Origin of the sequence: Pseudomonas frederiksbergensis, from assembly GCF_003732665.1 — a bacterium.
GTDB classification, from domain to species: Bacteria; Pseudomonadota; Gammaproteobacteria; order Pseudomonadales; family Pseudomonadaceae; genus Aquipseudomonas; species Aquipseudomonas frederiksbergensis_G.
In genome coordinates, this window is sequence record NZ_MOBP01000006.1 from 755,703 (window position 1) to 775,247 (window position 19,545).

Consider the following 19,545-nt stretch of genomic DNA (forward strand, 5'->3'; position numbering starts at 1 on the left):
AGCAGCGCCAAGGGGAATGGCAGCAGCGCAGTACTTCGCTTGTACAAGCATCTTGGCGCCAGTACCATTACGGCTCTCTTTTTCCGGCAGGAGCGGTTGCATGATTGCGGGCAGTATGGTGGCACTGGTCACACCCATGGATGCACAAGGTCGTCTCGACTGGGACAGCCTGAGCAAACTGGTGGACTTTCACCTGCAAAACGGCACCCACGCCATCGTGGCGGTCGGCACGACAGGTGAATCGGCCACGCTAGACGTGAACGAACACATCGAAGTGATTCGTTACGTGGTCAAGCAGGTGGCAGGGCGCATCCCGGTGATCGCCGGCACGGGTGCAAATTCCACGCGCGAAGCCATCGAGCTGACCACCAACGCCAAGAGCGCCGGCGCCGACGCCTGCCTGCTGGTCACGCCGTACTACAACAAGCCGACCCAGGAAGGCTTGTATCAGCACTTCAAGGCCATCGCCGAAGCTGTCGATATCCCGCAGATCCTTTACAACGTGCCTGGCCGCACCGCGTGCGACATGCTGGCCGACACCGTGATCCGCCTGTCGACCGTGAAAAACATCATCGGCATCAAGGAAGCCACCGGCGACCTGAGCCGCGCCAAGGCGATCATCGACGCTGTGAGCGAAGATTTCCTGGTGATCTCCGGCGACGACGCGACTGCGGTCGAGCTGATCCTGCTGGGTGGCAAAGGCAACATCTCGGTGACCGCCAACGTCGCCCCCCGTGACATGGCCGACCTGTGCAACGCCGCGCTCAAGGGCGATGCCGTGACCGCCCGGGCCCTGCACGAAAAACTGATGCCGCTCAACAAGACCCTGTTTATCGAATCCAACCCTATCCCCGTGAAATGGGCACTGCATGAAATGGGCTTGATGCCGGACGGTATCCGTCTGCCGCTCACCTGGCTCAGCGCTGCCTGTCACGAACCGCTGCGGCAGGCCATGCGCCAGTCCGGCGTCCTGGTTTAATTGAGGAAGTACAACGCATGAAGCGAATGGCCGGACTTTCCGCACTTGCCTTGATTATCTCCAGCACCAGTGGCTGTGGATGGATCTGGGGCCCGGAAGGTTACTTCCGTGACCGTGGTAGCGATTACCTGGAAGCGCAACAGACAGCACCGATGCAACTGCCACCGAATGTCAGCACCGCCAAGCGTCTGGATCCGCTGTTGCCGATCCCGCGTAACGTGGCCGATGACACCGCCAAGGGCGAATACATCGTGCCGCGTCCGCAGCCGCTGTCGGCGATTGCCGACGCCAGCGACTACACCTTGCAAAAAAGCGGTGATTCGAGCTGGCTCATGGGGCAGCATCCACCCGCCGAAGTCTGGCCAGTGGCTGTGCAGTTCTTCCAGGACAACGGTTTCCGCCTGGACGAACAACGCCCGCAAACCGGTGAATTCACTACCACCTGGCAGCATTCCGATGAACTGTCCGCCGCCATGGCCAAGCGCCTGAGCGCATCCGGTATCAGTGCCGACAGCGAAACCCGCGTGCGGGTCCGCATCGAGCCAGGCGTGCAGCGCAACACCAGTGAAATCTACGTGGTCAGTGCCCAGCGTCCTGCCGGCAGCACCGCCAACGTCGATTTCACTAACCGTTCGGTCAACACTGGCCTGGACGCGGCACTGGTGGACGACATGCTCGCTAGCATGAGCCGTATTTCCGAGAAGGGCGGTTCGGTCTCCATGCTGGCTTCCCAGGATTCCGACAAGCCAAACCGCGTCAGCCTGAGCGAAGACGGCAGCGGCAACCCGATCCTGAACGTCGGTCCGGACCTGGATCGCGCCTGGTCGAGCGTCGGTCGTGCGCTGGAACAGGGCGAATGGCGCGTTGAAGACATCAACCGCAGCCTGGGCCTGTACTACATCAACCTGGCGGAAAAAGCCGAGAAGAAAGACGAGAAGCCTGGTTTCTTCAGCAGCCTGTTCGGCAGCAAGCCGAACAAGGAAGAAGTTGAGGCCCGTGCCGAGCGTTATCAGGTTCGCCTGAGCAAGGTTGGCGAGAACGTTCAGGTCACCGTCGAGAAGAACATCAACACCGTCGCGCCTGCTGATGTGGCGCGCAAAGTGTTGAGCGTGATTCAGGACAACCTGGGCTGATCTCATGCGTTTTGCCGTTCTCGGCAGCGGTAGCCAAGGGAACGGCACGCTGATAGCCAGCGCTGATACGTACGTGCTGGTGGATTGTGGTTTCTCCCTGCGGGAAACCGAAAAACGCCTGTTGCGCCTCGGGGTAAACCCGGCGCAACTGAGCGCGATACTCGTGACCCACGAACATGCCGACCACGTGCATGGCGTGGGTTTGCTGTCTCGGCGCTACAATCTGCCTGTCTACCTCAGTCGCGGCACCCTGCGCGGGATGCGCAAACCGATCGAACCCGCAGGCTTCCTGGCCGGCGGCGAGCAATTGCAAATCGGCGCCCTGAACATCGAAGTCATTGCCGTGGCCCACGATGCGCAAGAGCCGACGCAATACGTGTTCAATGACGGTGAACGGCGCTTCGGCCTGTTGACCGACCTGGGCTCGTATTGCAACAAGGTGCTGGACGGCTATCGGGACCTCGATGCGCTGATGATCGAGTCCAACCATTGCCGTGACATGCTGGCTCGCGGTCACTACCCGTACTTTCTGAAGCAGCGGGTGGGCGGTGAACTGGGACATTTGAACAACCACCAGGCGGCATTCCTGGTGTCCGAGTTGGGCTGGCAAGGCCTGCAACACCTGGTCCTGGCCCATCTGAGCAGCAAGAACAACCTGCCGCAGCTGGCCCGGCAATGTTTTGTCGACACCCTCGGGTGCGACCCGGACTGGCTGCAACTGGCCGATCAAGATTCAGGGCTCGACTGGCGACACATCGCCTAGCCCACCTACTTAGCAAGCGGAGCCCATCATGGAAAAACGTGAAGAACTCTACCGCGGCAAAGCCAAATCGGTTTTCAAGACCGACGACGCTGACCGCTTGATCCTGCTGTTTCGCAACGATACCTCGGCGTTCGACGGCAAGCGCATCGAACAGCTCGACCGTAAAGGCATGGTGAACAACAAGTTCAACGCCTTCATCATGCAGAAACTCGAAGCCGCCGGCGTGCCGACCCAATTCGACAAACTGCTGGGCGATAACGAATGCCTGGTGAAGAAGCTCGACATGATCCCGGTCGAGTGCGTCGTGCGTAACTACGCCGCCGGCAGCCTGGTCAAGCGCCTGGGCGTCGAAGAGGGCATGAAGCTCAACCCTTACACCTTCGAACTGTTCCTCAAGGACGACGCCAAGGGCGACCCGTTCATCAACGAATCCCACGTCGTGGCGTTCGGTTGGGGCACCGCCGAGCAACTGGTTCGCATGAAAGAACTGTCGCTCAAGGTCAACGAAGTCCTGAGCAAACTGTTCGACGATGCCGGCCTGCTTCTGGTCGACTTCAAACTCGAATTCGGCGTGTTCTCCGACGGCTCCATCGTCCTGGGCGACGAATTCAGCCCGGACGGCTGCCGCCTGTGGGACAAGGCCACCGGCAAGAAAATGGACAAGGACCGCTTCCGCCAAGGCCTCGGTGACGTCATCGAAGCCTACGAGGAAGTCGCCAATCGTCTGGGCGTACCGCTTTAATCGACGCAAGCATCTGATAGCACGGAAAAATTTCGCTTAGGGGGTTCGCTTCCTGCGAAAGTGTTGTTATGATGCGCGCCGTTGGAGAGATGCCAGAGTGGCCGAATGGGACGGATTCGAAATCCGTTGTACCTTCACCGGTACCTAGGGTTCGAATCCCTATCTCTCCGCCATACATAGAAAAAGCCCCGTAGATGAAAATCTACGGGGCTTTTTTGTTTGGGCCATTTTTCAGGGCCGAAACGGAAGCTGGTGAGGAGTCCGTGTCTCTTGAGCATCCATCATACGGATTCGATGAAAAGCCCCTGAAATCGCTAATGAATTTTAGGGGCTTTTTCGTTTGTCGCCGTTAGCTCAGCGCTTGTTCAGGGGAGAGAAGCCTCGAGCAACTGTTCCTGATAGACCTCTAAATCTCCTTGACTGGAGTCTCCCCATGCACCCCCTTGATCAATTCAATCACATGCAGACAATCCGACTTGTTCACATACGACTCTCCACTCGCAACCGTCTCGTGATTCCCCGCCCGTAACCGCCAGCGCCATTGCCCTTTGCCTGTACTCGGGGTGCCTTTCGATTGCCTGTAAATCTCAAAATACATTCAGCTCGCTCCATGCGATTCGTTATTTGCGACAACCTGTGTGCCGCATGTCAGCAAGCCTAGCGGAGCTGGTTTTTTTGGCCATTGGGCATTTGTTTCCAATGATTTGAAGGCTTTTCCTACAGCTAGGTGAGGCCTGACAGAATGGCCAAAACCGCCGTAGTTTCGCCCTTGCATCACCTTCCTCGCTCCTGCTTAATACGGGTCAGCTCATGGCGCCGGAAAATACCCCGGTGACCGAAGATCGTTGAAAATCACTATAAAAAAGAGCAATCCATTGACTCATCAGCACGGAATGGAACTGGCTGGGCATGTGACGCTATCGCTCGTCATCCCGGTATTCAATGAAGCGGCGGCTATTGATTTGTTCATCGCGCGGATTACTGACGTCTTCAAGGACCAGGCGCTGGTGGAGCTGGAAATGGTGTTTGTCAATGACGGCAGCACCGACGCGACGCTGGAGTTGCTTCTGGAGCGCCAGCAAGGCGACCCCCGTGTGCGGATCGTCGATCTGAGCCGTAACTTCGGCAAGGAGGCGGCGTTGACGGCCGGTTTGCAAACAGCCTCCGGTCAGGTGGTGGTGCCGATCGATGCCGATCTGCAGGATCCGCCGGAAGTGATCCTGCAAATGATTGCCCTGTGGCGACAAGGCTATGAGGTTGTGCTGGGCCATCGTGTGAGTCGCAAGACCGACTCCTGGGCCAAGAAAACCTCGGCCAACTGGTTCTATCGCCTGCACAACAAAATCTCTGATCAACCGCTGCCCAAGGATGTCGGTGATTTCCGGCTGATGGACCGCTGCGTGGTCGATGCCTTGCAGACGTTGCCTGAGTCCCGGCGCTTCATGAAAGGTCTGTTCGCCTGGGTCGGGTTTCGCACCACCCATGTCGATTACGAGCGACCGGAACGTGTGGCGGGGGAGACCAAGTTCAACGGCTGGCGCCTGTGGAATTTTGCGCTGGAGGGCATCACTAGTTTCAGTACCGATCCGCTCAAGGTCTGGACGTACCTGGGGCTGTGCGTGTCCGTGGTGTCTTTTGCCTTCGCCATTTTCATTGTGCTGCGTACATTGTTTACCGGGGTCGATGTGCCGGGCTACGCCTCGCTGATGGTGGCCGTGACCTTTCTCGGTGGCCTGCAGTTGATCGGCATCGGCGTGCTCGGCGAATACCTGGGCCGCACCTACATCGAATCAAAACGTCGACCGGTTTATCTGGTGCGTCGTGTCTATAACGCCAAGGACTGAACTATGGATCTCAAGGAAACCGACATCCTCGGTTCAAGCATTGACCAGCACTGGTATTACTCGTCAAAAGCGGCGGCGACCCAGCGGCTGCTGGGCGATGCGCCAATCCGGAAGATTCTCGATGTCGGCGCCGGGTCGGGTTTTTTTACCCATCACCTGCTGACTCACACGGCCGCGAACGAAGCCTGGTGCGTCGACATCAGTTACGACACGGATTCCGATGCCAGCACCTCAGGCAAACCGGTGCATTACCGGCGTGGCATCGATGCGGTGGATGCCGATCTGGTGTTGCTGATGGACGTGTTGGAACATGTCGACGATGACGTCGGGTTGCTCAAGGCTTACGTCGATAAGGTCCCGTCCGGCAGCCGTTTCCTGATGACGGTGCCGGCGTTCCAGTTTCTCTGGAGCGGCCACGATGACTTTTTGGAACACAAGCGTCGCTACACCTTGGCGCAATTCGAAACAGTCGCCCGGGATGCCGGTTTGACGGTGAAGCAGGGTGCCTACTATTTCGGCGCGGTGTTCCCGATTGCGGCGACCCTGCGGCTGTTGCCCAAAGGCACGCAACCGTCACCGCCGCGTTCGCAGCTCAAGCAGCATCATCCGGTGGTCAATTCGATTCTGAAGACCTTATGCAGCATCGAGTTGCCGTTCATGGGCGCCAATCGCCTCGCCGGCCTGACGGTGTTCGTGCTGGCGCAGAAGCCGTGACGTCAGCTGAAAAATCCGCATTGATCAAACGCGCACTGCGATTTGCCGTGACCGGGTTGTTTGTCACGGCGCTTCACGCGGTCGTGGCTGTGATGTTCATCAACTTCGTGATGCCGATGCCGCCGCTGGCCAATGGTGTGGCGTTTGCCGTGGCGACGGTAGTGTCCTATTTGATCAATACGACCTGGAGCTTTTCCGCGCGACTGCATGGCCGCACGCTGCTGCGTTTCATGATGGTCTCGGGTGCCGGTTTCCTGCTGGCGATGTTCGTGGCCTGGGCGGCGCAAACCGCCGGGCTCAATTATTTGCTGGGGATTGGCGCGGTGGCGTTGACCCTTCCGGCCTTCACCTTTGTATTGCATAACTTCTGGACGTATCGATGAAGGATTCGGGAAAGCGCTGGGCTGTCACGTTGCTGCCACTGCTGATTGGGGTATTGGCTTTTTTCATGGTTATCGGGCCGCGTGCCCTCAACCCACAGAACATTGCCTGGTTGGGCACTGGTGACCCTGCCACGCATTATCTGGGCTGGGTATTTTTCAGGCAGTCGCCATGGACCTTTCCGATCGGCCTGAACCCTGCCTACGGCCTGGAGTTGGGCAATGGCATCATTTTTTCTGACTCCAATCCGCTGCTGGCTTTTTTGTTCAAGCCGTTTGCCGCGCTATTGCCTGAGCCTTTCCAGTATTTCGGCATCTGGTTCCTGGCCTGTTTCGTGTTGCAGGCGTGGTTCGCCTGGAAACTGGTGGGCCTGATTACGCCCAGCGTCGCCATGCGTGCCGCCAGTACCGTGTTGTTTGTGTTTGTACCGCCAATGATCATGCGCATGCCGGTGCATCTGTCGTTGGGCGGGCATTTCCTGATTCTCGCCGCGTTGTACTTGAGCCTGCATCCGCAATTGAACAGACGACGCCTGGCCTGGGGCGCGTTGCTGGCAGCGGCGGCGTTGATCCATGCGTATTTTCTGGCCATGGTCGCGCTGATCTGGATCGCCGATCTCGCCGCCAAATACATCAAGCAAAAACTGACCTTGCGAGCGGTGCTCATCGAGTTTGCATTGCTGTTTTCACTGGTCAGTTTCTGCTGCTGGCAAGCGGCGTATTTCTCCGTAGGGGGTGACGGCGCGATTTCCGATGGCTTTGGCCTGTATCGCGCCAACCTGCTGTCGTTGTTCGCCCCTGTCACCTGGTCCTACTTGTTGAAGGACATTCCAGGCGCACCGGGAGACGGCGAAGGGTATGGTTTCCTCGGGCTGGGGCTGCTGTTTCTGGCGATCTGTGCCTTGCTCGGCGGGTTGCAGGGCAACACCGGGTTTGGCGCGGCCGTACGCAAACGGCCCTTTTTGTTGCTGGCGTTGATTGGGCTGGGGATTTTTTCCGTTTCAAACCACATCGCTTTCGGATCGTTGGAGTTTGCCTATCCACTGCCTTCGGCGGTCATCTCCATCGCGAACATTTTCCGTGCTTCAGGACGGATGTTCTGGCCGGTGTACTACGCCGTTATCCTGGCCATCATTTTCCTGGTGATTCGTTCCAATCGGCCACGAGCGGCGACGTGTCTGCTGATGATCGCGGTACTGATCCAGGTGCTCGACACCCACAGCGGCTGGTCGATGATTCGCAAGAGGCTGATGGCGCCCCCGGCGTCCGAGTGGGCCAGCCCCTTTGTCGACCCGTTCTGGAACAGTGCGGCGTCCCATTACCGGAAAGTGCGCTGGATCGTGCCGCAAAACCTGTCGCCGCAATGGATGAACGTTGCCGCGTTCGCGGGTAAACATGGTTTGCCGACCGATGCGGTATACCTGGGGCGCATGGACCTCAATCAATGGCGCCAGGCCTACCAGAAGGCGAGCAGGGCGTTTGCGACGGGGCAATATGAGGCGGACTCGTTGTACCTGCTCGACAATCGTGCATTGCTGCAGGCGGTCCCGACGGTCAATACCCAGACCGATCTCCTCGCCAGAATCGATGGTTTCACGGTGTTGGCGCCTGGCTGGAAGCAATGCGCGGATTGCCCGCAGACAATTGCGCAGGTTCCACCCGTCGATTTGCTTCCGGCGATCGAGCCCGGGCATAAAAAACTGTTCAATGTGGGGGGCGAAGGAAAGGCGTTGCTGGCCAATGGCTGGTCCGAGTCTGAGCTCTGGGGCACTTGGTCCGAAGAGGCCAGCGCAGAAATAGTGTTTCGAGTTCCCCCCTCCGCACGTACGCTGCGCCTTGAAACCACGGCGTTTCTACCTCCAGGCCATGCCAGGCAAGGGGCCGTCATCAGCATCAACGGCCTGTCGGCATTGACGACCATGCTGGATAAGGCGGATGGTAACGTGATCGACGTGAACCTGACCGAGGCGATGAAGCAACGCGTCTCCAGCCAAGGGATGTTGCGTCTGCAGTTCCAGTTCGCCGACGCGGTCAGTCCATCAAAGTCCGGCCTCAGCCGTGACCCGCGTAAATTGGCGATGGGCCTGAAAGCCCTGACGGTCAATTGATCGTTGGTACACGTAGACGCACTTGCTGCGCCTTTCTACACTGCCTCCAGTCTTGGGGATCGGGGTGCCGTGGATGAATCGCAATGAACTACGCAAGGCCGACATCAACTTGATGGTGGTGTTCGAGACATTGATGCTCGAACGCAACGTGACCCGGGTGGCGGAGAAGCTGTTTCTCGGCCAGCCGACCATCAGTGCCGCGCTCAACCGCTTGCGCACGATGTTCAACGACCCGCTGTTCATTCGCGTCGGCCATCGCATGGAACCGACGGCCCGGGCCGAGGAAATCATCCAGCACCTGTCGCCGGCGCTGGATTCGCTGTCGGTGGCCTTGAGCCTGACCCACGATTTCGACCCTGAAAGCAGCACTATGACCTTTCGCATCGGGCTGTCGGACGATGTCGAATTCGGCCTGTTGCCGCCGCTGCTGCGCGCCTTGCGCCAGGAAGCGCCGAAGGTGGTGTTCGTGGTGCAACATGTCGATTATTGGCGGATTCCTGACCTGTTGGCTTCCGGCGACATCACGGTCGGCATCAGCCAGACCCGCGGCCTGCCGGCCAATGCCAAGCGCAAACTGCTGCGGCATATCCTGCCCAGCGTGCTGCGCGCCGATGCGTCAGATACACCGTTGACCCTCGATGAATATTGCTCACGGCCGCACGTGCTGGTGTCCCATACCGCCAACGTCAGCGGTTACGCCGATGAATGGCTGGCGGAGATCGGTCGCAAGCGCCACGTTGTCCTGTCCGTACCGCAATACAGTTCGTTGCCGGCCTTGCTGGCGGGCACCGACCTGATCGCCAGTCTGCCGGACTACACCGCCAGTGCCATGGCAGCCTCCGGTCATTTGTTCCAGGAGCCATTTCCGTTCAAGACCCCGACCCTGGACCTGTCTATGGTCTGGCTCAGCCACGTCGACACCGACCCGGCCGAACGCTGGTTGCGTTCGCGCCTGGAGGCGTTCATGAGTGATAACGGCCTGGCCGACAAGCCTGGCGTGGAGAAAGCCGCCGAAAAATAGGGCTGCGCTGTGATATATGTAGACCCTTTCCGCCAAACCTCTGGAGCATCGTCATGCCGCACCTGCACCTGGAATACACCGCCAACCTGCCCGAGCTGAACGCCGACGTGGCGCTGATCCGGCTCAACAATACGCTGGTGGGCTCCGGTCAGTTTGCGGCGGAATACGACATCAAGAGCCGCGCCGTGAAGGTCGAAACCTTCAAGGTCGGCACCGGACTGGGTGAGCGGGCGTTCGTCCACGTGAAGCTGGCATTGCTGAGCGGGCGTTCGGACTCGATCAAGAAGCAACTGTCCGAAAGCCTGTTGGCCGTGGTTCAGGATTTGTGCGAATGGCCGGCGGGGGTTGAAGTGCAGCTGTGTGTGGAAGTCCTCGACATCCATCGCGAATCCTACGCCAAGACCGCCATTGGCTTCTGAGTGTCAGGCGGCCTGCTGCTCGGCGCAGGCCTTGACCACTTGCTCGCGCAGCCAAGTGTTGGCGCTGTCCTGATCAACCGTTTGGCTCCACTGCATGTCGAGGGTGAAACCCGGCAAGCCGTTCGGCGCTTCGCAATGATTGAAAACGGCCTCGTTGGCCAGCAGACGCTGGATGCGCCGGGGCAGGGTGAGGATGAAGTCAGTGCCGGTGATCATCTTCAACGCCGCGCTGTAGTTGTTTGAACGCTTGATAATCTCGCGCTTCTGCGCCTGGCGCGCCAGCCAGCCATCGACCCTGTCGGTGATGGACGGCCACGGTGTCGAAAACACATGCTGGCGTTCGGTGAAGGCTTGCAGACTCAGGCGCGGCTCCAGTGGCGTGGCGCGTTTGTCGAAGACACAGACCAGATCGTCTTCCAGCAGCATGCGTGATCGCAAGTCCGCCTGACCCGCGTGAACGTTCGGGCCAAAACAGATCACCAGGTCGAGGTTGCCGTCGCGCAACTCTTGGGCCGGGATATCGGTTTCCAGCTTATGCAGGTTGACCATCACCGGCAGGTCAGCGTAATCGAAGGTCTGCAACAGGCGCGGCAGGATCAACTGCTCGAAGTATTCCGGTGCGCAAATATTGAAGGTGATGGGCTGCGAGGTTGGATCGAACGCCTGGGCGCTGGCGTGACACAGGTTGATGCTTTCCAGGATTTTCAGCACATGGCCATACATGGTGCAGGCCTTGTGGGTGGGGCGCATGCCGGTGCGGGTGTTGATAAACAGCTCGTCTTCGAAACTGGTGCGCAATTTTTTCAGGCAGTAACTCACGGTGGATTGACTGACGAAGAGTGACTCCGACACACCGGTGACGCTGCTTTGCTCATACACGGCGGTGAACACCATGAGGTCCTGCATATCGAGCTTTCTAAGCAAGTTACTGTTCAGCATCCGTTCTGTCTCGCTCTGCTCCTTGCGCTGACGGTGCGCAAACGTGTGCGAACGATCCTAACGGAACGATGGTGCCAAGAGAATGGTTTGTAGGAGACTTCAGTGTCAGATGTGGGACACATCATGTAGGGAACACGACCTGCTGGCATAAAGCGATCAGCGGCGGCCAGTCAAGCGCGGATCGACGAGCCAAGTGCAGAGTTGCCTCCAGGCACTTGGCATTAATCCCTCAGAAAATGTTGAAAAGGGCGCGATAACAATTCTTATTACAACAACCCATCTTGTGCACAAACGCTGACAATTTGTTCGCGAAACCAATTATTGGCACTGTCCTGGCCTGGTTTTTCGTTCCACAACATGTCCAGGGTAAAGTTGGGTAAACCGGTCGGTGGTTTGCAATGGGCGAATTTATCTTCGCTGCTGATCAACATCTGGATACGCCGAGGCAAAGTCAGTACGAAATCGGTCCCCGGAATCATGTTCAGTGCTGCCACATAACTGTTGGCCCGGGCGACGATCTGGCGGCTGTAAGCCCATTTGCTGAGCCAGCCGTCGATCATGTTGGTGTCTGAGGTCCAAGGGGTCGGGAAGATGTGCTGGCGCGCGACAAAGCTGTCCAGGCTGAATTCGCCATCTGCCGGCGCGGAATTCTTGTCAACGACACAGACCAGATCATCTTCCAGCAGTATTTGTGATTTCAGACTTTTTGAACTGCGATGAAAGTTCGGGCCAAAACAAATCACCAGATCGAAGCGGCCGTCAATAAGTTCTTCGATTGGTATATCCCTGTGGAACTTCTGGATATTAACGATTACCGGAAAGCTGCTGCCGATAAAGCGCTTTAGTAAATTAGGTAATATAAGAAGTTCGAAGTATTCGGGGGCGCAGATATTAAACGTGATTTCTTTTTGCGTGGGGTCGAAAGCGTGTAAGCCGGAATGACATATGTTTATGCTTTTAAGAATCTTGAGCACATGGCCATACATCGTGGTGGCCTTATTGGTAGGCCACATGCCATTACGGGTGTTGATGAACAGCTCATCGTCGAAGCTGGTGCGCAGCTTCTTGAGGCAGTAACTGACGGTGGACTGGCTGACGCAAAGGGTTTCGGAGACCTCGGTGACGCTGCTCTGCTCGTACACGGCGACGAACACCATCAAATCCTGCATATCCAATTTTCTGAGCAAATTACTATTAAGCATAAAATCCGTCTCGGTGAAAATCCATGTGCGTCACTATCTTTTATTTTTGTGACAAGGTTATTTATTTATATATTAGCGGAAGCAATTGGTTTTTTAAATAGTCTGTCGGACATTTCCTCAATATATTCTCGCTCACTTTAAAAGGAGTCCTGAATAGGGACAGGGAGGTCGAAGTGTTGGTTCGTGTCACTGAAAGTCAGACACCGTTATGGGTGCAAGCCACTGAAGTTGTGAAAGAAAAGTTTCGCAGTTCTTATAAGGCCACCGTAGAGCCAAGCCCGCAGTATTTTGCGGTGACTCTGGACAATGAGGAACGCATTCTTTCTTGTGCTGGTATAACTTTTGCCGACCACCGCACACTCTTCTCCGAACAATACCTGTCGCAACCGATAGAAACGATACTGTCCGAGCGCTTTGAAAAGCCGATCGATCGGTCAACTATCGTCGAGATCGGTAGTTTGATTTCCCATCACCTGACAGCGGGCATGATCATGGTCAACATGATCCCGTTGTTAGCCTGGTGCATGGGTGGCCACTATCTGTTGTGCACCGTTACCCCTCGGGTCCGGGAGATGATGGAAAGTTGCCAGATCGACTTCGAACCGCTGCTAACCGCTGATCCAGAGCGGTTGGCTAATGATGGCGGGAAGAACTGGGGCTCTTATTATTCGAAGTTGCCGGTCACCGGTTTTATCCGCGTCGATCCGAAACGTTCCCGTTTCGCGGCCATGACCCTGGGCACCTTGTTCACCCAATTGTCGACTGATCTGCCAGCCAGGGCGCAGCCATGAGCGGCCGCTTCATTGCGGACCTGCGCCAGGCATTGCAGGTAAATCGTCTAAAGGTCTGTGCTGTCGATTGTGCCGCGACTGGGCTGGAACACGCCACGGTCATGACATTTGGCGAACTGGAGTCCCGGTCGCTGAACCTGGCGGCGGAACTGCAACGGCGTTTCGACACCCCGGCCCATGGCGACCACGTCGTGCTGGGGATCGCGACCCGCAACAGCAGCGACTGGCTGGTGGCCGACCTGGCGTGCCTGTTCGCCGGGATTACCGCACTGCCTTTGCCGCTGGCGTTCAGCCAGTCCCAGGCCGAACACTTGGCCGAACGCTGCGACGGTTTCCTGGTGGATGCCGCCGGGGAGCGCACCCTGGCCGAACGCTGGATGCTCGATTTCCCCGAGAGCCGCTTAAGGCGTCTGAGCGATCCGGCCATTGAACAACCCTTGCTGCATGAGCCCGATGGCGTCAGCGACTGGATCTGCAAAATCATTCACACCTCGGGCACCACCAGTCGGCCCAAAGGCGTGCGCCTGAGTACAGCGGCGGTGGGGGCGGTGTTGACGTCACTGCGCGAGGGAATGCCGGCCGATGCCCATCGTCGTTACCTGTCGCTGGTGCCGTTGAGCCTGCTGCTGGAGCAAGTGACCGCCGCCTATCTGCCGCTGCTGGCCGGTGGCACCGTGCACTTTTTGCCGGAAGGCGAGCCGCTGTTGGGCGAGCCGGGCACCTCACCGCAACGCTTGATCGAGTGGATTCTGCGAGTCGAACCGACCGCCCTGACCGTGCCACCGGTGATGCTCAATCGTTTCTACGAGCAACTGGCCCAAGGCGATGCGCAGAGCGAGCGGCTGTCGCGATACCTGCATTCGGGTGTGCACATTACCTGCGGCGGCGCGGCGGTCAGCATCGATATCTTGAACGCCCTCGCCGAGGACGGCATCCCGGTGTTCCAGGGGTATGGCCTGTCCGAAAACGCCTCGGTGGTCAGCATGAATACCTTGCAGCACCAACGCCTGGGCAGCGTGGGCAAACCGTTGCCCCACGTGCAGGTACGCATCGGCGCCGACCAGACCATCGAGGTCAAGAGCACTTCGCTGTTCAGCGGCTACTCGGGCAAGGACCCGAGCGCCTGTTCCATGTCCGACGACGGCTGGATGGACACCGGCGACCTCGGTGAACTGGATGCCGATGGCTACCTCTACGTTCGCGGGCGCAAGAAGAATGTGATTTGCCTGCCCAACGGCCGCAACGTCAGCCCGGAGCAAGTCGAGCTGGAGTACCGCGAATACCCCGGCGTGCGAGATGCCGCGGTGTTCTTCGATGAAACCCATGGTCTGGTGGCGTTGCTGTGTGTCGAGTCGGCGCCGGATCGCGACGAGTTGGCCCGTTGGTCGACCCGACGCTTTTCCGACATCGAACGACCGAGCCGCCTCTGGTTGCTGACCAAGGACGACCCGCTGCTTGAGCAGCTCTATACCGTCACCGGGCGCCCGAAGCGCGCCGATATCGCCACTGTTTTCGCCGATCTGCAAGGGAATGCCGCTGATGAACACGCCTGCCTATCACTGTGAAAATCCTGACATCTCGATCATCGAGCCGCATCATTTCGCCAGCCTGGGCAAGTCCGAGCTGTACGAATTGCTGGGCCACTACGGTGTCGTGCTGTTGCGCAACTGCATCCACAATCCGGAAGATTTCAGCAGCTATGTGCGCCAGAACAGTTCGCGGCTGAGCCTCGACCCGGCGCGGGTCATGGTCGGTGGCGCGGCGCAATTGGTGGATGCCGGGCACCAGGCCATCGGTCTGCACTGCGAGAACGGCAACTCGCCATTCTGGCCGGACATCACTTGGTTCTATTGCCAGGAAGCGCCGCGCAAAGGTTCGCAAACCACCCTGTGCGACGGTGAAAAAGTGTTGGCGAAACTGTCGCCGGCCTGCCGCACGTTCTTCGAGCAAAACCCGATTCGCTACAGCCGCACCGTGGCCGGCGACAAATGGCGACGCCTGGTTTGCCACTACTCGCCAGCGCTCTCGGACCCGGCGGCAGTCAGCATCAACGATTTGATGCAGATCGTCGGCAACGATCCGCAGACCGTGATCACCTTCAACCCTGACGACGATTCGATCCACTACGCCTTTGGCACGTCGGCGATTCTGCTCTCCGAGTTCAGCCAGCGCCCAGCGTTTGCCAACAGCATCCTCGGCCCGTCCTTCAACTACGAAGTGCCGGTGATCGACACGGTGTCCGGGCAATCGATTCCTCCTGAGTTCCTGGCGGAAATCGCCGCCGTGTCGGCGCAGTACACCTACCCGGTGGGCTGGCGCGACCACGACATGGTGATGATCGACAACCGTCGAGTGATGCATGGCCGTGAAGCCATCGTTGACGAGCGTCGACGCATTTTCAACGCCTTGAGCTACCGCTGAGACCTCTTTATGAAAACCTCAAACAAACAGATTCTTTCGGGTCAGTACGAGACGTACACCGACGGCGACGGCCGCCAGATCATCGACCTGGCCGGCGGCTTCGGCTTCCAGGTGCCGTCGGTGATCGCGGCGGTCAGCCAACAGGCCGATCGCATGGGCCTGTCCAACCGCGTGCTGATGTCCGAGCCGCTGATCGCGTTTTGTCGGCGTTTGGCCGAGTTGCTGCCGGCGCCGCTGGTCAGCTCCTACATTTGCAGTTCCGGCGATGAGGCGTTCGAAGGCGCCTTGAAGTTGTGCAAAGGCCTCAAGCCCAAGGGCAACACCATCGTCTATATCCAGGGCGGTGACTATGGCTCGCTGAGTTACGGCCGTTGCCTGGGTGCGGCGCAAGACTATCAGGAGATCCGGCGCTTTCTGGGCTTCAACCTGGTGGCGGTCAGTGATGCCCGGGACCTGGCGACAGTGGACTGGAACGACTGCTTTGCGGTGTGCCACACCAGCACCGTGATCGATGACGACGGGCGCCTGCGCCTGATCGACCAGGGTTTGCTCGATCAACTCTATACCGCCGCCGCCAAGGCTTCGGCGCCCGTCATCGCGGTGGATGTGCAAAGTTGCCTCGGCAGCCTGGGCACGCTGTTCGGTTTCCAGCGCTACCACAACACCCCGGACATCGCCGTGCTCGGCGGCGCCTTGGGCGGCAGTGCGATTCCCATCGGCACTTACACCTGCAGCGAGCAGATGGCCTATCAGGTTTACGGTCGCAGCAGCCCGGCCAAACACGGCAGCACCACCGCCGGTAACCCGATGGCCTGCGTCGCCGCGATGGCGGCACTCGATTATGTGCAGGCTCACGGCTCGGCCAAACAATGCTTCAACAACGGCCAGGTCCTGGAACAAGCGCTCGTGGCCTTTGGCGCGGTGGCCTGCGGTGCCTGGGTCAGCTTGCCGCTGGCTGCCAGCGTCAACCCGGTTCGCCTCTGCGAAGAACTTTATCAGCGTGGCGTCTATGTCAGCCCGCCCCGTGGCCGCGAGTTGATCCTGCGTTGCCCGGTCACCGCGCGCGCCGAACAGATCCAGCGTGCATCCACCATCATCAAGGAGACTTTCAGCCATGTCCTTAACCATGCCGCATGAACAACTGCTGGATGATTGCCAGCGGCATTGGAGTGCTTCGGCGACCAAGCTCTACCGCATGGGCAAGACCAGCGTCGAGCAGGAAGCCGATGGCATCTACGTCACCGACCATACCGGCAAGCGCTTTATCGACTGCGCCTGTAGCTACGGGGTGTTTATCGTCGGCCATCGCAACCCGATGGTGCGAGAGGCGGTGCAGAACCAGTTGCACCAGATGGCCTGGGTCCCAGAAGGTCGGGTGCACCCGGTACAAGGGCAACTGACCGAACGCCTGCGCGAATTGGTGCCGGGCGAGTGGGGCGATGTGCAGTACATGGTCTCCGGTGCCGAAGCCATCGAACAGAGCATGCGTTATGTGCTCAAGGTGCAGAAGCACCGGCGCGGGATCGTGGTCATGAGCGATTCCTACCACGGCAAGACGCTGGCGGCGATGAGCATCCTCGGCCAGCAACAGCACCATCGCAGTTACGGCACCGCCGCGTCGGAAGTGACCTACGTGCCTTATGGCGATTTCGCCGCGTTGCACAAAGCGGTGGGCGAGGGGGTGTGTGCGGTGTATGTCGAGCCAATCCTCGGCGGCGCGCATTTGCAGGTGCCGCCGGTGGGCTACATGGCGAACATCCGTGCCCTGTGCGATGCCACCGATACCTTGCTGATCGCCGACGAAATCCAGACCGGTTTCGGCCGCTGCGGCAAATGGTTCGCCGTGCAATACGACGACGTGGTGCCGGACATCATGATCCTCTCCAAAGGCCTGACCGGCGGCTACACCTCGTTCGCCTGCGCGATGTACAGCCAGCGCCTGAGCACGCAGCACCCGTTGCGCGAGATCGAGCCGGACCAACGCACCAACGGCGGTCATCCGGTGGGTTGCGCCTCGGCACTGGCCGCCATCGACTTCATCGAAAAGCACAACCTGGTCGAGGCCTCGCGCGTCAATGGCGGCTTGTTGCGTCATGGTCTGCAACGACTGGCCCAGCGTTATCCGCAGATTGTCGAGGACGTGCCGGGCGTCGGCCTGATGACCGGTTTGCGTTTGCGCGGCTCGGTCTATGAAGCATTGATGAGTATGGAATTGGGCAAGCGTGGCGTGCACGCCGGGCATTCGATGAATGAAAAAGCCGAGCACCCGGTGCTGCGTTTTTACCCGCCGCTGAACATCACCCCCGAAGCCCTGCGGCATGTGCTGACCATGACCGAAGAAGCCCTGGAAGCCATCGCCCGCCGGCCGAAACTGGCGGTCAAGGCGTTCTCCCTGGTGGTGCGCAACATGTACCACATCCCTAACAAGCTGCTACGCAGCAAAGCGGAGCGCTGATGAGCATTTTCAATCCGGACACCCTGACCCTGCGCGAAATGGCCGGCCTGCTGCGACGCGGCGTGCTGACCAGCGTCAGCCTGCTGGAGTTCTACCTGCAACGCATTGCCGAGCGTAACCCGCAGATCAACGCGCTGATCCAACTGGAGTCCGCCGACGAATTGCGTCGCCAGGCCCGGGAAGCCGATGAGATGGCGCGCATCGGCAATATTCGCGGCCCGTTGCACGGCATCCCGATGACCATCAAGGACGTCTGCCATGTGCGTGGCTTCCGCATGTCCCGGGGCCTTGAAGAATTGCTCGGCGCCGCCAGCGAGCAAGACGCCACGGTAGTTGCGCGACTGCGCGAGGCCGGCGCGATCATCCTCGGCATCACCAACGTGCCCGAGCTGTGCATGGCGTTTGAAACCGACAACCTGTTGTATGGCCGCACGCTCAACCCCTACGACCCGCAACGCTCCGCCGGCGGCAGCAGTGGCGGTGAAGCGGCGGCGATTTCGGCCGGTTGCTCGCCGGCCGGGCTCGCTTCCGATGCCTGCGGCAGTGTACGCATCCCCGCGCACTTCAACGGCGTTTGCGGGTTGAAACTGACCCAGGGCCGCGTGCCGTTGACCGGGCAGTTTCCCAACGACCGTTCGGGGCTGTTCCACTTGACCTCGGCGTTTGGCGTGATGGGGCGTTATGTCGATGACCTGGCGTTGCTCGGGCAACTGATCAGCGGTGCCGACGGTCTTGATCCGGACACCGTCGACGTGCCGTTCAACGAGAGCAAGCCGTTGGCGGAACTGCGGGTCGCGTTGTCCTGGGAATCCGCACGGACCGAAGTCAGCCCGGCGGTGAAGCAGGTGTTGCAACGGGTCGAGGCGTGCTTGAGCAGTGTGGTCGCGGACGTGACCTCGACCACGCCGCCAATGCTCGACGACGCCAGCGATGTGCTGTGGCGGGTGTTCATCACCGGCGCCGATGCCGGGCGTGGCTGGAAAAAGCTGTTTGCCTCGATGAACAAACAGCGCTACACGCCGGCCACTTCGGAGCTGATCCGCTTGAGCGAAGAGGTGGAATTGACCGTCGATGAAATGAAGCGCGACTGGATCATGATCGACACCTTTCGCTATCAACTGGCGAAGTTCTTCACCCAGCACGACCTGTTCATCTGCCCGGTGTTCCCGGACGTGGCGTTCGCCCACGGCGAGTCACTGCTGGACCGTGATCGCTATGCCTTCGTCTTCCCGTTCAGCCTCTCGGGTTCGCCAGCGGTGGTCATCCGCGCCGGACACGACCCGGTCACGGGATTGCCGATCGGCATCCAGATCATCGGCCCGCACTGGCAAGAAGAACGCCTGCTGGCCGTGGCCAACTTCCTCGAACGGGAAATGACGCGGTGGAGTCCGGTGACCCCCGCCATGCAGTGATCCCCTGTGGGAGCGGGCTTGCTCGCGAAAGCAATCTGTCATCCAGCATTGATGCCGACTGACCCACCGCCTTCGCGAGCAAGCCCGCTCCCACATTTGGTCCAGGGTGAATTCGATATCTACCATCCAACCAAGATCCCCTGTGGGAGCGAGCTTGCTCGCGAAAGCAATCTGTCATCCAGCATTGATGCCGACGACATGGCGCCATCGCGAGCAAGCTCG

At 59.2% G+C, this 19,545-nt stretch carries 19 protein-coding genes and 1 tRNA gene; 17 read left to right on the forward strand and 3 right to left on the reverse strand.

Going from position 1 to position 19,545, the window contains the following annotated elements; all coding sequences use genetic code 11:
* Positions 1 to 100: 100 nt before the first annotated feature.
* The 5 genes from dapA (at position 101) to BK665_RS13640 (ending at position 3,790) form a co-directional block, all read left to right on the forward strand.
* Positions 101 to 979 (forward strand): 4-hydroxy-tetrahydrodipicolinate synthase, encoded by an 879-nt coding sequence (gene dapA / locus BK665_RS13620; RefSeq protein ID WP_123406240.1) that lies wholly within the window; start codon positions 101 to 103, stop codon positions 977 to 979.
* 17 nt (positions 980 to 996) lie between these two features.
* Positions 997 to 2,112: an NlpB/DapX family lipoprotein gene (gene bamC, locus BK665_RS13625; protein WP_123406242.1), complete on the forward strand. Its 1,116-nt coding sequence runs from the start codon at positions 997 to 999 to the stop codon at positions 2,110 to 2,112.
* Positions 2,113 to 2,116: 4 nt separating this feature from the next.
* The gene (locus BK665_RS13630) at positions 2,117 to 2,875 is read left to right on the forward strand and encodes an MBL fold metallo-hydrolase (RefSeq protein WP_123406244.1); all 759 of its coding nucleotides are present in this window, start codon (positions 2,117 to 2,119) and stop codon (positions 2,873 to 2,875) included.
* A 28-nt stretch (positions 2,876 to 2,903) separates the two neighbouring features.
* Complete coding sequence (gene purC, locus BK665_RS13635; RefSeq protein ID WP_008034929.1) at positions 2,904 to 3,617, forward strand: phosphoribosylaminoimidazolesuccinocarboxamide synthase; 714 nt, start codon at positions 2,904 to 2,906, stop codon at positions 3,615 to 3,617.
* 83 nt (positions 3,618 to 3,700) lie between these two features.
* Positions 3,701 to 3,790 (forward strand) — tRNA-Ser (locus tag BK665_RS13640).
* Positions 3,791 to 4,023: 233 nt separating this feature from the next.
* On the opposite strand, the gene BK665_RS13645 is transcribed toward BK665_RS13640, so the two are convergent.
* Positions 4,024 to 4,215, reverse strand: a complete 192-nt coding sequence (locus BK665_RS13645) for a YegP family protein (RefSeq protein ID WP_054046694.1) — start codon at positions 4,213 to 4,215, stop codon at positions 4,024 to 4,026.
* Between the two features lie 295 nt (positions 4,216 to 4,510).
* On the opposite strand from BK665_RS13645, the gene BK665_RS13650 reads away from it, so the two are divergent.
* The 6 genes from BK665_RS13650 to BK665_RS13675 all read left to right on the forward strand — a co-directional run bounded on the left by BK665_RS13650 (position 4,511) and on the right by BK665_RS13675 (position 10,103).
* Entirely contained in the window at positions 4,511 to 5,461 is a 951-nt protein-coding gene (locus BK665_RS13650) for a glycosyltransferase family 2 protein (protein WP_123406246.1), read from the forward strand.
* 3 nt (positions 5,462 to 5,464) lie between these two features.
* Positions 5,465 to 6,175 (forward strand): class I SAM-dependent methyltransferase, encoded by a 711-nt coding sequence (locus BK665_RS13655; protein ID WP_123406248.1) that lies wholly within the window; start codon positions 5,465 to 5,467, stop codon positions 6,173 to 6,175.
* Positions 6,172 to 6,558 carry a GtrA family protein gene (locus BK665_RS13660; protein ID WP_123406250.1) on the forward strand — a complete coding sequence of 129 codons (387 nt, stop codon included), beginning with the start codon at positions 6,172 to 6,174 and terminating at the stop codon, positions 6,556 to 6,558. The genes BK665_RS13655 and BK665_RS13660 overlap by 4 nt, the downstream gene beginning before the upstream one ends.
* Entirely contained in the window at positions 6,555 to 8,663 is a 2,109-nt protein-coding gene (locus tag BK665_RS13665) for a DUF6311 domain-containing protein (RefSeq protein ID WP_123406252.1), read from the forward strand. The genes BK665_RS13660 and BK665_RS13665 overlap by 4 nt, the downstream gene beginning before the upstream one ends.
* A gap of 73 nt (positions 8,664 to 8,736) precedes the next feature.
* Positions 8,737 to 9,684 (forward strand): LysR substrate-binding domain-containing protein, encoded by a 948-nt coding sequence (locus BK665_RS13670; RefSeq protein ID WP_123406254.1) that lies wholly within the window; start codon positions 8,737 to 8,739, stop codon positions 9,682 to 9,684.
* 53 nt (positions 9,685 to 9,737) lie between these two features.
* Entirely contained in the window at positions 9,738 to 10,103 is a 366-nt protein-coding gene (locus BK665_RS13675; protein WP_123406256.1) for a 5-carboxymethyl-2-hydroxymuconate Delta-isomerase, read from the forward strand.
* Positions 10,104 to 10,106: 3 nt separating this feature from the next.
* Here the strand turns inward: BK665_RS13675 and BK665_RS13680 are convergent, their stop codons facing one another.
* A complete protein-coding gene (locus BK665_RS13680) occupies positions 10,107 to 11,042 on the reverse strand; it encodes a LysR family transcriptional regulator (RefSeq protein ID WP_123406258.1) in 936 nt (311 codons plus the stop codon).
* Between the two features lie 266 nt (positions 11,043 to 11,308).
* On the reverse strand, positions 11,309 to 12,244 hold the full coding sequence (locus tag BK665_RS13685; RefSeq protein WP_123406260.1) for a LysR family transcriptional regulator: 936 nt from the start codon (positions 12,242 to 12,244) through the stop codon (positions 11,309 to 11,311).
* A gap of 173 nt (positions 12,245 to 12,417) precedes the next feature.
* Between BK665_RS13685 and BK665_RS13690 the strand changes: the two genes are divergently transcribed.
* The 6 genes from BK665_RS13690 to BK665_RS13715 are packed head-to-tail and all read left to right on the forward strand — an operon-like array spanning position 12,418 to position 19,323.
* Positions 12,418 to 13,035: a thermostable hemolysin gene (locus tag BK665_RS13690; protein ID WP_123406262.1), complete on the forward strand. Its 618-nt coding sequence runs from the start codon at positions 12,418 to 12,420 to the stop codon at positions 13,033 to 13,035.
* On the forward strand, positions 13,032 to 14,600 hold the full coding sequence (locus tag BK665_RS13695) for an AMP-binding protein (protein WP_123406264.1): 1,569 nt from the start codon (positions 13,032 to 13,034) through the stop codon (positions 14,598 to 14,600). The genes BK665_RS13690 and BK665_RS13695 overlap by 4 nt, the downstream gene beginning before the upstream one ends.
* The gene (locus tag BK665_RS13700) at positions 14,575 to 15,456 is read left to right on the forward strand and encodes a TauD/TfdA family dioxygenase (protein WP_123406266.1); all 882 of its coding nucleotides are present in this window, start codon (positions 14,575 to 14,577) and stop codon (positions 15,454 to 15,456) included. Before BK665_RS13695 ends, BK665_RS13700 begins: the two co-directional genes overlap by 26 nt.
* Positions 15,457 to 15,465: 9 nt before the next feature.
* On the forward strand, positions 15,466 to 16,593 hold the full coding sequence (locus BK665_RS13705) for an aminotransferase class III-fold pyridoxal phosphate-dependent enzyme (RefSeq protein WP_123406338.1): 1,128 nt from the start codon (positions 15,466 to 15,468) through the stop codon (positions 16,591 to 16,593).
* Positions 16,571 to 17,911, forward strand: coding sequence for an aspartate aminotransferase family protein (locus tag BK665_RS13710; protein ID WP_123406268.1), 1,341 nt, complete (start codon positions 16,571 to 16,573; stop codon positions 17,909 to 17,911). The genes BK665_RS13705 and BK665_RS13710 overlap by 23 nt, the downstream gene beginning before the upstream one ends.
* Positions 17,911 to 19,323, forward strand: coding sequence for an amidase (locus tag BK665_RS13715; RefSeq protein ID WP_185076504.1), 1,413 nt, complete (start codon positions 17,911 to 17,913; stop codon positions 19,321 to 19,323). Before BK665_RS13710 ends, BK665_RS13715 begins: the two co-directional genes overlap by 1 nt.
* Positions 19,324 to 19,545 lie beyond the last annotated feature (222 nt).

What these genes read in the sequence shown, in the direction of transcription:
- bamC (WP_123406242.1), top strand. Translation starts at nt 997, where the DNA reads ATGAAGCGAATGGCCGGACTTTCCGCACTTGCCTTGATTATCTCCAGC.
- dapA (WP_123406240.1), top strand. Translation starts at nt 101, where the DNA reads ATGATTGCGGGCAGTATGGTGGCACTGGTCACACCCATGGATGCACAA.
- BK665_RS13665 (WP_123406252.1), top strand. Translation starts at nt 6,555, where the DNA reads ATGAAGGATTCGGGAAAGCGCTGGGCTGTCACGTTGCTGCCACTGCTG.
- purC (WP_008034929.1), top strand. Translation starts at nt 2,904, where the DNA reads ATGGAAAAACGTGAAGAACTCTACCGCGGCAAAGCCAAATCGGTTTTC.
- BK665_RS13685 (WP_123406260.1), bottom strand. Translation starts at nt 12,244, where the DNA reads ATGCTTAATAGTAATTTGCTCAGAAAATTGGATATGCAGGATTTGATG.
- BK665_RS13630 (WP_123406244.1), top strand. Translation starts at nt 2,117, where the DNA reads ATGCGTTTTGCCGTTCTCGGCAGCGGTAGCCAAGGGAACGGCACGCTG.
- BK665_RS13650 (WP_123406246.1), top strand. Translation starts at nt 4,511, where the DNA reads ATGGAACTGGCTGGGCATGTGACGCTATCGCTCGTCATCCCGGTATTC.
- BK665_RS13710 (WP_123406268.1), top strand. Translation starts at nt 16,571, where the DNA reads ATGTCCTTAACCATGCCGCATGAACAACTGCTGGATGATTGCCAGCGG.
- BK665_RS13695 (WP_123406264.1), top strand. Translation starts at nt 13,032, where the DNA reads ATGAGCGGCCGCTTCATTGCGGACCTGCGCCAGGCATTGCAGGTAAAT.
- BK665_RS13675 (WP_123406256.1), top strand. Translation starts at nt 9,738, where the DNA reads ATGCCGCACCTGCACCTGGAATACACCGCCAACCTGCCCGAGCTGAAC.
- BK665_RS13700 (WP_123406266.1), top strand. Translation starts at nt 14,575, where the DNA reads ATGAACACGCCTGCCTATCACTGTGAAAATCCTGACATCTCGATCATC.
- BK665_RS13680 (WP_123406258.1), bottom strand. Translation starts at nt 11,042, where the DNA reads ATGCTGAACAGTAACTTGCTTAGAAAGCTCGATATGCAGGACCTCATG.
- BK665_RS13715 (WP_185076504.1), top strand. Translation starts at nt 17,911, where the DNA reads ATGAGCATTTTCAATCCGGACACCCTGACCCTGCGCGAAATGGCCGGC.
- BK665_RS13655 (WP_123406248.1), top strand. Translation starts at nt 5,465, where the DNA reads ATGGATCTCAAGGAAACCGACATCCTCGGTTCAAGCATTGACCAGCAC.
- BK665_RS13670 (WP_123406254.1), top strand. Translation starts at nt 8,737, where the DNA reads ATGAATCGCAATGAACTACGCAAGGCCGACATCAACTTGATGGTGGTG.
- BK665_RS13705 (WP_123406338.1), top strand. Translation starts at nt 15,466, where the DNA reads ATGAAAACCTCAAACAAACAGATTCTTTCGGGTCAGTACGAGACGTAC.
- BK665_RS13645 (WP_054046694.1), bottom strand. Translation starts at nt 4,215, where the DNA reads ATGTATTTTGAGATTTACAGGCAATCGAAAGGCACCCCGAGTACAGGC.